General features: G+C 41.0%; 12 protein-coding genes. 8 read left to right on the top strand and 4 right to left on the bottom strand.

Annotated elements, in window-relative coordinates; translation table 11 throughout:
- Window positions 1–136: 136 nt before the first annotated feature.
- Window positions 137–511, bottom strand: coding sequence for an endonuclease domain-containing protein (locus HLH16_RS00260; RefSeq protein WP_171527779.1), 375 nt, complete (start codon window positions 509–511; stop codon window positions 137–139).
- A gap of 180 nt (window positions 512–691) precedes the next feature.
- Between HLH16_RS00260 and HLH16_RS00255 the strand changes: the two genes are divergently transcribed.
- On the top strand, window positions 692–1,843 hold the full coding sequence (locus HLH16_RS00255; protein ID WP_171527778.1) for an IS4 family transposase: 1,152 nt from the start codon (window positions 692–694) through the stop codon (window positions 1,841–1,843).
- Window positions 1,844–1,956: 113 nt separating this feature from the next.
- On the opposite strand, the gene HLH16_RS00250 is transcribed toward HLH16_RS00255, so the two are convergent.
- The gene (locus HLH16_RS00250) at window positions 1,957–3,006 is read right to left on the bottom strand and encodes a molecular chaperone DnaJ (protein WP_171527777.1); all 1,050 of its coding nucleotides are present in this window, start codon (window positions 3,004–3,006) and stop codon (window positions 1,957–1,959) included.
- A 266-nt stretch (window positions 3,007–3,272) separates the two neighbouring features.
- Here HLH16_RS00250 and HLH16_RS00245 point away from each other — a divergent pair, with 266 nt between their 5' ends.
- The 5 genes from HLH16_RS00245 (at window position 3,273) to HLH16_RS00225 (ending at window position 7,473) form a co-directional block, all read left to right on the top strand.
- Window positions 3,273–3,950, top strand: coding sequence for a DUF421 domain-containing protein (locus tag HLH16_RS00245; RefSeq protein WP_171527776.1), 678 nt, complete (start codon window positions 3,273–3,275; stop codon window positions 3,948–3,950).
- A 345-nt stretch (window positions 3,951–4,295) separates the two neighbouring features.
- On the top strand, window positions 4,296–5,237 hold the full coding sequence (locus HLH16_RS00240) for a transporter substrate-binding domain-containing protein (protein WP_171527775.1): 942 nt from the start codon (window positions 4,296–4,298) through the stop codon (window positions 5,235–5,237).
- 69 nt (window positions 5,238–5,306) lie between these two features.
- Window positions 5,307–6,050 (top strand): amino acid ABC transporter permease, encoded by a 744-nt coding sequence (locus tag HLH16_RS00235; protein ID WP_171527774.1) that lies wholly within the window; start codon window positions 5,307–5,309, stop codon window positions 6,048–6,050.
- Complete coding sequence (locus tag HLH16_RS00230; RefSeq protein ID WP_131290890.1) at window positions 6,050–6,733, top strand: ABC transporter permease subunit; 684 nt, start codon at window positions 6,050–6,052, stop codon at window positions 6,731–6,733. The genes HLH16_RS00235 and HLH16_RS00230 overlap by 1 nt, the downstream gene beginning before the upstream one ends.
- 14 nt (window positions 6,734–6,747) lie before the next feature.
- Entirely contained in the window at window positions 6,748–7,473 is a 726-nt protein-coding gene (locus HLH16_RS00225) for an amino acid ABC transporter ATP-binding protein (protein WP_171458806.1), read from the top strand.
- 56 nt (window positions 7,474–7,529) lie between these two features.
- On the opposite strand, the gene HLH16_RS00220 is transcribed toward HLH16_RS00225, so the two are convergent.
- Window positions 7,530–8,267, bottom strand: a complete 738-nt coding sequence (locus tag HLH16_RS00220) for a carbonic anhydrase (protein ID WP_171527773.1) — start codon at window positions 8,265–8,267, stop codon at window positions 7,530–7,532.
- Between the two features lie 598 nt (window positions 8,268–8,865).
- On the opposite strand from HLH16_RS00220, the gene HLH16_RS00215 reads away from it, so the two are divergent.
- Entirely contained in the window at window positions 8,866–10,053 is a 1,188-nt protein-coding gene (locus HLH16_RS00215; RefSeq protein WP_171527772.1) for an ammonium transporter, read from the top strand.
- A gap of 135 nt (window positions 10,054–10,188) precedes the next feature.
- On the opposite strand, the gene HLH16_RS00210 is transcribed toward HLH16_RS00215, so the two are convergent.
- Entirely contained in the window at window positions 10,189–10,875 is a 687-nt protein-coding gene (locus HLH16_RS00210) for an HAD family hydrolase (RefSeq protein ID WP_171527771.1), read from the bottom strand.
- Between the two features lie 212 nt (window positions 10,876–11,087).
- Between HLH16_RS00210 and HLH16_RS00205 the strand changes: the two genes are divergently transcribed.
- Complete coding sequence (locus tag HLH16_RS00205; protein WP_171527770.1) at window positions 11,088–11,774, top strand: phosphatase PAP2 family protein; 687 nt, start codon at window positions 11,088–11,090, stop codon at window positions 11,772–11,774.
- Window positions 11,775–11,777 lie beyond the last annotated feature (3 nt).

The raw sequence follows: 11,777 nt of genomic DNA, 5'->3' as shown, positions 1-11,777 counted from the left end.
ATATTGGCAGGACTTTCGATTTTACTGAACACTCTTCAACTGCTCTCAGAATATTCAATAGATGAACTGAATGAAATCGCAACAATTGCATTAGGTACCTAAAGATGTGTAGATACCTATGCCTCTTAGGAGAGGGTTAGGGAGAGGTATTTTTCAATTCAGTACATACTTGCCATAAGTGTTCTAAAACCACATTCGTCCTTCCCAACACATCATAATTCCAATACCGAACCACTATTAAATCCAACGCTTCTAAAAACTTGGTACGTTCAGCATCATATTCAATCGCATCATCCATTCCATGCTGACTACCATCCAACTCAATCACTAAACCAATTTCGTGACAGTAAAAATCTACAATATATGGCGCAATCACATGCTGACGGCGAAACTTGAGATTTATAAAATGTTTGGCACGTAAAAACTGCCACATGAGATGTTCTGCATCGGTAGCGGTGTGACGCATAGATTTTGCGAATATTAAAAGTTGAGGATCGATCTTTTTGTTCATGAGTTTTTGTTTTTATTGTTTTCTTTAGATTAGCAGAATTTATAACCTCTCCCTAGCCCTCTCCTAAAAAGAGAGGGAACATCCACTGCTGTCCCATAGTTTGATTTAAATAAAAAAACCTGAGTCCTAACAGTTAAAATATGAGTGCGAACCAACACTTTAACGACCAGGATTCAGGTTTTGTCACATCAGAATACCGTATTTCATCAGCTGATTAAACCCGTCATGCGACAGGATTTTGAACAACTTGCTAAAGTACACCATGTTGGACAGAAATTTAGAGCGGCTTCAAGATGGGATCAGTTTATTGCCATATTGATGTCTCAACTTTCCTGCAGGCAAAGTCTGAGAGATATTCAATCCAATCTGGAGTGCCAACAGGAAAAACTGAGTCATCTCGGAGCAAAGTCTATACCCCGAAGTACACTGGCACGAATCAATGAGCAGCAGCCCGCGGTCTTGTATCAACAGCTCTTTTACAAGTTACTTAAATACTATGAACACTCAAAAGTAGCTCATAAATTTCGCTTTAAGAATCCATTATATTCCCTGGATGCCAGTCATATTGACCTGTCACTTTCCTTATGTGGGTGGGCCAAAGTTCACGACTCAAAAGCCAGCATGAAACTCAGCGTAGGATTGAATCACAGCAATGATATTCCTGAGTTTGTTGCAGTTGAAAATGGTAAAGAAAATGACATGGTACAAGGCCGAAAATTCCAGTTTCCCGCTGGCAGCATTGTGGTCTTTGATAAAGGCTATGTCGATTATCAATGGTATGCGAATCTAAGCGCTCAAAACATTGGCTTTGTGACACGTTTTAGACCTAAATCGGTGTATCAGGTGATCCAGCAACATCCCGTGCTTGAATCCAAAGGCATTCTAAAAGATGAAACCATTCAGCTGAATAGCGCACATGCCCTAAAAAGAAAAGCCCCCGTATTAAGAAGAATTGAATATAGAGATCAGCAAAGTGGCAAGCACTTCAGCTTTCTCAGCAATAACTTTCATTTAGCGGCCTCTACCATTGCAGCGATTTACAAAGACCGCTGGAAAGTTGAATTGTTCTTTAAAGCAATTAAACAGAACCTGAAATTAAAAGCCTTTTTAGGCCGAAGCAAGAACGCCATTCAGACACAAATCTGGATTGCAATGATCGCCTATTTACTAGTAAGTTTCGCTCAACATTTAGGGAAAAAAGGCTGGACAGTTCAGCGCTTACTCAGAATAATTCAGGTGAATTTATTTGAAATAAAAACCTTAAAAGCGTTATTTTCACCCGCTAAAATCCCCATCAAACAAGAGGAAGCTCATGTGAGCTTCCTCTTATAAAAATTGTGGGACAGCAGTGAGGGAACATCCATTTTTAAATTTATGATGGCATAAAATCACGTACTGCTCCCTTTCCCTATGGGATGAGAAGCATTGCTTCACAAGGGGGGGAACTAAAGTGCCCCATTCTCCAACAACATCTCTAACCCTTTCACCCGACTCATATATTTGAGTCGTTCTTTTTCCCATTTTACCTGCTGCTTTAAAGCCGAAGTATCAGCATCTATTTGTTTATATAAGTCAGAAATTTGAACCTTTCCTTTGGACTTTTGCACTGCAATTTTGGTATTCTCTGACCAAACCAGTGAATCAATAATGTCATTTATTTGATCATCAAGTTTTTGACTTTGTGCATCTAAAGCCAATTTATAGAACTTCACTTGCTCCGCACTTAAACCCTTTTGTGAAATACCTCGGTTTTGCTCAATCTGGATTTGAAGTTTCAGCAAATAGAACAAATCCTGCTTTTCGTAAGCTGCATTGGCATGCTGTAACATTTCGGTTTTTTCGAGCTTCTTGCTTTCATCCTGTTCACGGTCAGGATGAATCACAGCAGTAATTTTTAAATACACGGTTTTCAGCGACTGCTCTGCCATTTTCTGAGCTTGCTCGCGTTTCTCTTGCAGTTTTTTGAGTTTGGCTTGTTCACGTTGCTGTTCGTGCTTTGTATGGTCCCAATCATCTAACCTATCAAATGCTGTTTCGCTTTCATCTGATTCAGAGCTTTCAGACACAAAATCTGTTGCAACGGAAAGCTTTTTCTTGGTTTTCTTCGCGTTTGTATGTTCTGTATGTTGCTGGTAAAAGGTATCAATTTCTTCGACTGTATTGGCTTGTTGCGCTGACAAAGCTTTTGAATCTTTTAAGTATGCTGCAAGGTTTTGGATTTTTTCATCAAGCTGCACGACTTCTGCTTTTGAAAATTCAACACCATGCAAATGTTTCCATAACTGTTCAAGCTGCTGAAACAATACAGTGTGTAATTCATTATAAGCAGGTACAAGGGTTTTACGTGCATGTTGTTGAATGTCGGCTTGAGCTTTTTCCCATGCTACCAAGTCTATTTTTTGCTGTTCAATTTTTTCAATCAGACGATTAAGCTTTTTTTGTTGTGGCGAAAGCTCTGCATCTGGCTGAACAGTGGTTTTTAAATCGAAAGACATAGCAAGGAAAAAAGCAAAAGAAAAACTATAGCAATATTCCTGACTCAATGACAGATAACAGCAAGCAATCTAAAACTAGGCAAAAGTTAAAAGTACCCATTTAGTTATTGGATGATTCATTTTTTATTGTGTCATACCGGTTATTTTAAGTTCAGTAAGTTACTAAAATACTGGCAGTTCTTTACCGAATTATAAACATACATCCTGTGCTACTCGGGCATAGTATAAAAAGATGAATAAACGAATAATGGAAAGGAACGACATCCATGGATTGGGCAACTCTCTTTATTCATGACACCACTTGGACATTTGCCGCAGAAATCACCATACGCGTAGTGCTCATGTTTAGCATGATCATGATCTTTCTGCGCTTAACCGGTAAACGGGGTATTCGGCAACTCTCCATTTTTGAGCTGGCGATTATTTTATCTCTCGGTTCCATTGCCGGTGACCCGATGTTCACCGAAGACCTGCCGCTGATTCAAGCCCTGCTGATCATGAGTATTGTGATCACACTTTACCGCCTGACCACCTGGCTGATGATGAAATACCAGCCTTTTGAGGACTTAATCGAAGGAAAGTCGCTCTATATTGTGGAAGATGGCATGCTGGTTTTGGACAAGATTAAACGCGGCAAAATGTCGCATGATGAATTCTTTGCGGAAATGCGTCAGCAAGGCATCGAACATTTGGGTCAGGTGCGTGCCGGCTTGCTGGAAACCGACGGTAACTTTAGTATTTTATTATTTAAGCCCGATGAAATTCGTTACGGTCTCCCCCTTTTCCCCAAACAGTATCAGCAAACCACTCAAGTAGAACTGGAAACCTACTATGCCTGCATGCATTGCGGTTATGTCGATTATATTTCCAAGCCAGATCAGCAATGTTCACGTTGCCAATGTTGTCGTTGGGCCAAAGCGCTTAATAGTCAGATGTTAAGATAAATTTCCAAGTGATCTGAATAGTTGTATCTTTTATTTAAATTAAGCCACCCTAAACTTTAGTCGAAAGTCTCAATTACAAACTTCCTCTGGCATGCTTCCTGCTGTAGTTAAAGTCAGTTGTTATACGGAGTTTTGACTAAAAACTGGTTATTTCCTCAACATTTATCATTAACAAAACGGTAAAAAATCTTGCTTGAGCCTTGAATAGAAACTCGATTAAGATGAAAGCCAAGATTAAAAAATAAATGCAACAAAAAGTGTCATTTGTTATCTCAAGCTGATGAATGAATCATCGGTTTAAATCCAAAACAAATGATGATTAATAATAGAAATGGAGTTTTCAATATGTCACCTAAACGCACTATGACCTCTTTACTTTGTGCAAGCGCACTGATGCTTGGACTAAGCGCTTGTAGCGACAATAAAGCTCCGGCATCGGGCGAAAAAGCCACTGGCGATGCAACGACCTCTGGCACACTGGATAAGATTAAAAAATCAGGCACCATTGTATTGGGCTATCGCGATTCTTCTATTCCGTTCTCTTATATTGCAGACAATCCAAATCAACCGGTCGGTTATGCCCATGACCTGCAATTAAAAGTGGTCGAGGCGGTTAAACAAAAATTGAATATGCCGGACTTAAAAATTCGCTATAACTTGGTAACCAGTCAAAACCGTATTCCGCTGGTTTCAAATGGCACGGTCGATTTGGAATGTGGCTCAACCACCAATAACAAGGAACGTCAGCAACAAGTCGATTTCTCGGTGGGCTTCTTTGAAGTCGGTTCTCGCCTGCTTACCGCTAAAGATTCAGGGGTGAAAGATTTCACTGATCTCAAAGGCAAAAAACTGGTCACTACAGCCGGAACAACCTCTGAACGTTATATCCGTCAGCATCAGCAGGAACTCGGGATTGGTGAAATTATTTCTGCCAAAGACCATGCAGAATCGTTCTTGATGCTACAAAACGGACGTGCCGCTGCCTTTATGATGGATGATATCTTGCTGGCAGGTGAAAAATCTAAAGCCGCTGATCCAAATAAGTGGGAAATTGTCGGCACTGCACCAATTCACGAAATTTATGGCTGTATGCTGCGTAAAGGCGACACGGGCTTTAAACAAGTGGTCGATGATGCGATTAAAGCCACTTATAGTTCCGGTGAAATTAACAAAATGTACGAGAAATGGTTCCAGCAACCGATTCCACCAAAAAACATTAATCTAAACTTTAAAATGTCAGATCAGCTTAAAGCGTTAATTGCTACACCGCACGATCGCGATCAATAAACTTTAAAACAACATACGTTCAAGGTCAGGTAAACATGGATTTTTACCTGATTCTTCGGTGGAGTCACTATGAATTATAGTTGGAATTGGAGTGTTTTGTGGCAATCCACCGGAGTCGGTGATAGTACCTATTTACAATGGGTGTTAGTGGGTCTGGGCTGGTTGTTGGTGATTGCCCTAGTCGCGTGGAGCATTGCCATGGTTTTGGGCAGTATTCTCGGCATCATGCGGACTTTGCCGAATAAGACTGCACGCGCGATTGGTACAGGCTATGTCACTATTTTCCGTAATGTACCGTTGCTGATTCAATTATTTATCTGGTTTTATGTGGTTCCCAACTTTTTGCCCTCAGCTATTCGAGACTGGTGGATCAATGACCTAGGTGCCAATACCACAGCGCTGATTTCAGCCAGTGTCGGTTTGGGTCTATTTACCGCCGCACGGGTCTGTGAACAGGTGCGTACCGGGATTGAAGCCTTGCCGGTCGGACAGGTGAACGCCGGTTATGCCATGGGTTTTAGTACTGCCCAGCTCTATCGCTACGTTATTTTACCGCAGTCTTTTCGCACCATTTTACCGCCGCTCAGTTCAGAGCTGACCAACTGTGTAAAAAACACCTCGGTTGCTTCACTGGTGGGAGTGGCAGAAATTATTTCCCAGATGAAAACCATCAGTGAATACACGCAAAATACCATCGAGATTTACACCATTGTGACCGTGATTTTCATTGTGATTAACGTCTGTTTAATCTCGGCAATGACCCTGCTGGAAAGACGCTTACATGTGCCCGGTTTAATTGCAGGAGGTAAATGATGGAATGGCTCTCTGCATTTTTAAATGACTTGCAACTCTCGGGTCCTGCCTTATGGCATGGCTTTAGTATCACTTTAAAAGTGGTCTGTATTGCAACTGTGGGTGGTATTCTGATTGGCACCATTTTGGCTTTAATGCGTTTGTCTTCCATTAAAGTGTTGAACTGGATTGCACAAGGCTATGTGAACCTGTTTCGCTCCATTCCCTTGCTGTTGGTGTTGATGTGGTTCTACTTTGCGGTACCTTTTATTTATACCGCAGTCACGGGAAATTACCTGACTATTGATACCGCCTTGGTATCCAGTATTGTGGCATTCATGCTATTTGAAGCAGCCTATTTTTCTGAAATTGTGCGTGCCGGCATTCAGTCGATTCCGCGTGGCCAATCAGCAGCAGCTTCAGCTTTAGGTATGAGTTATGGGCAATCGATGCGTCTTATTATCTTACCGCAAGCCTTTCGTAAAATGACGCCCCTGCTCCTACAGCAAACCATTATTTTATTTCAGGATTCAACCATGGTGTATGCCATCGGTTTACTGGACTTTTTCAGGACCAACTATGTCCGTGGTGACCTGATGTCACTGCTGACCCAGTACATTTTATTTGCAGGGCTGGTGTATTTCACCATTAGTCTTTTGGCCACCTATGCGGTTAAAAAATTACAAAGAAGGTTACGCGTATGAATGATAACAAAGTGATGATCGACATTCAGAACGTGAGTAAATGGTACGATAAATTTCAGGTACTCACAGATTGCAGCACGCAAATTCGCCAAGGTGAAGTTGTGGTGGTCTGTGGTCCTTCTGGTTCGGGGAAATCCACCCTGATTAAAACCGTCAATGGTCTGGAAGCCTTCCAGCAAGGCAATATTGTAGTGGATGGAATTTCGATTAAAGACCCGAAAACCAATTTGAACCAGTTGCGTAGCCGTGTAGGCATGGTATTTCAGCATTTTGAACTGTTTCCGCATTTAACCATTACCGAAAACTTGACCATTGCCCAAATTAAAGTTTTGGGACGTTCTGAAGCTGAAGCCAAGAAAAAAGGCTTGGCGTATTTAGAGCGAGTTGGACTGAGTGCTCAGGCGGATAAATTCCCTGCACAACTTTCCGGCGGACAGCAACAACGTGTTGCCATTGCGCGTGCCTTGAGTATGGATCCTATTGCCATGCTGTTTGATGAACCGACTTCCGCGCTTGATCCTGAAATGATTACCGAAGTTTTAGATGTGATGGTGGGACTGGCCAAAGAAGGCATGACCATGATGTGTGTCACCCATGAAATGGGCTTTGCGCGTCAGGTGGCGAACCGTGTGATCTTTATGGATCAGGGCAAAATTGTAGAAGATTGTACTAAAGATGAATTCTTTAATACAAAGCGTGGCGAACGCGCTCAGCAGTTCCTGGATAAAATTTTGCATTAAACCTAAAAGTATTTAAAAAGCAGATCATAAGATCTGCTTTTTTTATGGGGAAAAAATTATTCAAGCACCAAGCGTGCATGGGTCGGCTGTACAGGACGATTATTCGGATGTTCCAGCAAACTTGAAAATGCCTTGATTTGTTGTTTCGAAGCTTGTTGAATATCTTTAAGCACAATCCAGCGTACGCCTTCAGAACACGGTGGCGTGGTGAGCGAACCATTAAAACGATAATAATCTAATTTTTCAGGTAAGAAGGCAGCGGCTAAATCTTGATGTTTCAACTGTACCGCATTGCCTGCTTTTTTCGGCAATTCTTTCCAGAGTTGTTTCAGTTTTTTATTTTCCTGACCTTCGTCAAACATCACAGCAATAACGGCTAACTCGCCTTGTTCAGTGGCATGCACCAAATGCATTTCCATGGCATAGCTTTTGCCCTTAATGGTATTTTCACTTGGACTATGTAAATGAAATTGTTTGAGATGAAAGAGTTTATGATCCAATTCCAGGGTATTACCCTCGGCAAAATTAATTTGCACGGTTCGATGATTATTAATAATCGTATCCGCTTTTGAACTGTAATTTAATTTTAAAGCCGGTAGTTTTGCCGATATAGTTTGATCAATATTAATCGGCGCTTGATTGACTCCTTCGCAGGCTTGATATTCAGGTTTAATCTTGCCCCATTGTGCCGGTGCAGTCTGTTTTGCATAACCCCAGTCAAACTGTGTGCCTTCTGCTGCAAATGAATAATTAAACCCAACCAATGCCATTAACGCAAGCATACTCCGCTTCATTATTAAATCCTAAAATATAATATAAAATGAAGACTTATCTTCTAGAGTTAACATGTTGAACGCAAAACCAAAACTACCATTTCGTTATAGGTTTTGTATCCCATATCGTTTAATTATTCACCTTGTTTGCTTTAAAGAAATTCAGTTGCTCCTACTTTATTTTTATTTTGCTCATCTTTTATTTAGATTTCAAATAAGAGTGATGTTTTCAAAACGCACCATAATTGATGATAAAAGCAGCTAAAACTGCTTCATCAAAATGCATTGCTTACTTTATCTTTAAATTATTTTTAATATTTTAGATCAATAACATTGCCACTATTCAGTGCTCGGAGAAAAAGCCGAAAAAATAAACACAATCACAAGTCCTAAATTTAATTTAGTAATCATATATTTATATATACTTTAATTTAAATCTCTTGCCTTAAATTGGTGCATGAAATGCATCTAAAAATCATGCTTTGCTTTATATCGAGTCTTGAGCATTTTTTTGCATGAATTATCAATATTTCCCTTTTTCAAAGCTCTTCCTCAAATCCTAGGCCTCGATATACTGATCTTCTTTTTGTGAAAAACAGCACTAAAATTGGGCTAAAATATGCAAAATATAGATTTACTCTTTCTCCTTCTTGGTGCAGTTTTAGTTTTAGCCATGCATGCAGGTTTTGCATTTTTGGAGCTGGGCACAGTACGACATAAAAACCAGGTTAATGCACTCAGCAAAATTTTGACTGATTTCTCTATTTCAGCCATCGCCTACTTTTTTGTTGGCTATTACATTGCTTATGGACAACATTTTTTCCATATTGGCGCAACCTTAGCCGCAGATCATGGCTATAACCTGATGCGCTGTTTCTTCCTGCTGACTTTTGCTGCGGCCATTCCTGCCATTATTTCTGGCGGTATTGCTGAACGTGCCAAAATGCGTTCCCAAGCGATTGCCACCTTATTATTGGTCGCCTTGATCTATCCTTTCTTTGAAGGCATTGCCTGGAATGGCAATTTGGGATTGCAAAAATGGTTAGCAAGCACATTTGGTGCAAGTTTCCATGACTTTGCCGGTTCTGTGGTGGTGCATGCGATGGGCGGATGGATGGCTTTAGTGGCGGTGCTTTTACTTGGTGCACGTTATGGACGTTATAAAAAAGATGGCCGAGTAAGCGCACATCCACCCTCTTCGATTCCTTTTCTGGCTTTGGGTTCATGGATCTTAATCGTGGGCTGGTTTGGTTTTAACGTAATGAGCGCGCAGCGTTTAGATGCCATTTCCGGTCTGGTCGCGATTAACTCACTCATGGCCATGGTCGGTGGAACCATTGCTGCCAACTTCATGGGCAAAAATGACCCCGGCTTTTTACACAATGGTCCTTTGGCAGGTTTGGTGGCGATTTGTGCAGGTTCTGATGTGGTGCATCCGGTTGGAGCGCTTATAATTGGAGCAGTTGCAGGCGTGATCTTCGTGAAACTCTTTACCTATACCCAAAATAAACTTAAAGTCGATGACGTCTTGGGTGTTTGGCCATTGCACGGTGTATGCGGTACATTTGGCGGCTTGGCCGTGGGTGTTTTCGGACAACAATGGTTAGGTGGCCTGGGCAATGTTTCCATGATTTCACAAATCATTGGTACACTCCTGGCAATCTCGATTGCACTTACTGGCAGCTTTCTGGTTTACGGTGCACTCAAAATCACCATGGGTATCCGCTTATCCCAAGAAGATGAATTTCGTGGTGCGGATTTGTCTATTCATAAAATTTCTGCCAATTCAGAAGACACAATGTTTTAAAGCTTAAATTTTAAACCTAATTCTTAAACCTGCTCTTAAACTTAATACGATTTTCAGCGCGACTCGAAAGAGTCGCTTTTTTTATCTATATAAATGTCACTTCTATTTCTAAGAATAAATAAGCAACAATGACCCTTATAAATATTGTTTAATTTCAGCTAAGTTTTGAATCGTATTCATCGGCTGATGATCTTCAACATCATGAAAACCTTGCAGCCACAGAGCATTCATACCCGCTTGGGTTGCGCCTTGTATATCATTCACTGGATGATCACCAATAAAAAGACAATGTTGCGGCTCAACATCCAATTGACGGCTGGTATGCAGAAAAATTTCAGGATTCGGTTTACTCATCCCGACCAATTCAGAGCTGACAATTTCATCAAAATAATGGCTAAAACCCAAACCCTGTAAAATGGTTAAACGCGTGGCATGTCCACCATTGGAAATAACTGCCAGTTTATACCCCTGCTGTTTTAAGTCTGCTAATAAGCTATTCGCACCTGGCATGGCAACAGCAGACAATCCAAATTGCTGAAACCAGAATTGTGATAACTCTTCCAAGTCAGGTAAGTTTTTCCACGTCAGTTCTTGCTGTAAAGCATAAGCCACGGAAGCAGCAATACTCGGGTGGGTTAACAGCTCTTTTTGGGGATAACCACCATTATCAATGCGGCGGATAATCGACTGAATCTGGCTGATATCAGCATGCGGTAATTGATGCTGATATGTACGAGCCAGATGTTGGCTATATGCCAAAATACTTTGATCACGATGGGTTAAGGTATTATCCAGATCAAATAAAACAGCACGAATCGTCATATTAATACCTCACAAATCTTGTGGGCTAATGTAGCACTGAAGACCTGAATGATTATGCTGTTTCTTGAATATGCTTATCACGATACAGCACAAAATTATTTTGCATCCTCACACAATTTTCTAAGGGTTTAGCCCCCTATTCAGCCATAGCTTAAGTCTAAATTAAGTTTTGCTTGGTGTAATCGCTGAAATAAAATCAATCGATCTTTTTTATGCACGATAAGCAACGCTTCATCCTCTATCAAGGCTGTTTCTTGGTCATTAGTTTTTGCATGCTTTGGATATTCTTTCCTATCGGTGGATCACTGGATCTTGCCCTGATTCATCCGTGGGTGAGTGAATCGGGGAAATTTTTATTGCGTGATAACTGGTATCTAGCCGAACTGAATCACCGTTATGTGAAAGATCTGATCATTTTGGTCTATGTCAGTTTTTTTATTATCTGGCTGGCTTCGTTCAAAGTTGAAAAATTAAAACCGGTACGCTGGACCTATGGCTATTTCTTTTGCATGGTCATTCTCTCGACCTCGATCATTGGATTGTTAAAATCTCAATCCGCCCACGCCTGCCCCTGGAATATCACGATTCCCACATCTCAGGGCTTCTTTTGGGATTTTTCAGCCAGCAAAGGACATTGTTTCCCGGGTGGTCATGCCTCAACCGGCTTTGCGCTCATGGCAGGCTATACTGTATTTCGCCAATCTGATAAAAAACGCGCCTACTTTTTTCTGGTCTCGGGCTGTATTTTAGGGTTTGCCATGGGGTGGGCACAGATGATGCGTGGAGCGCATTTTCTCAGTCATAATCTGTGGACGGCATGGATTATCTGGCTGGTCAATGTGGTTTTTTATTTATTTAACTACAAGCGTTTTACCATTACTCCATCTTCTCCAGAGTGATGG

This window comes from Acinetobacter sp. ANC 5378 (assembly GCF_013004315.1).
Classification (GTDB): Bacteria; Pseudomonadota; Gammaproteobacteria; order Pseudomonadales; family Moraxellaceae; genus Acinetobacter.
This window is presented reverse-complemented; position numbering and strand designations above follow the sequence as displayed.

Coding starts and splice junctions, on each gene's coding strand:
- HLH16_RS00260 (WP_171527779.1), bottom strand. CDS start 511: ATGAACAAAAAGATCGATCCTCAACTTTTAATATTCGCAAAATCTATG.
- HLH16_RS00250 (WP_171527777.1), bottom strand. CDS start 3,006: ATGTCTTTCGATTTAAAAACCACTGTTCAGCCAGATGCAGAGCTTTCG.
- HLH16_RS00245 (WP_171527776.1), top strand. CDS start 3,273: ATGGATTGGGCAACTCTCTTTATTCATGACACCACTTGGACATTTGCC.
- HLH16_RS00240 (WP_171527775.1), top strand. CDS start 4,296: ATGTCACCTAAACGCACTATGACCTCTTTACTTTGTGCAAGCGCACTG.
- HLH16_RS00235 (WP_171527774.1), top strand. CDS start 5,307: ATGAATTATAGTTGGAATTGGAGTGTTTTGTGGCAATCCACCGGAGTC.
- HLH16_RS00230 (WP_131290890.1), top strand. CDS start 6,050: ATGGAATGGCTCTCTGCATTTTTAAATGACTTGCAACTCTCGGGTCCT.
- HLH16_RS00225 (WP_171458806.1), top strand. CDS start 6,748: ATGATCGACATTCAGAACGTGAGTAAATGGTACGATAAATTTCAGGTA.
- HLH16_RS00220 (WP_171527773.1), bottom strand. CDS start 8,267: ATGAAGCGGAGTATGCTTGCGTTAATGGCATTGGTTGGGTTTAATTAT.
- HLH16_RS00215 (WP_171527772.1), top strand. CDS start 8,866: ATGCAAAATATAGATTTACTCTTTCTCCTTCTTGGTGCAGTTTTAGTT.
- HLH16_RS00210 (WP_171527771.1), bottom strand. CDS start 10,875: ATGACGATTCGTGCTGTTTTATTTGATCTGGATAATACCTTAACCCAT.
- HLH16_RS00205 (WP_171527770.1), top strand. CDS start 11,088: ATGCACGATAAGCAACGCTTCATCCTCTATCAAGGCTGTTTCTTGGTC.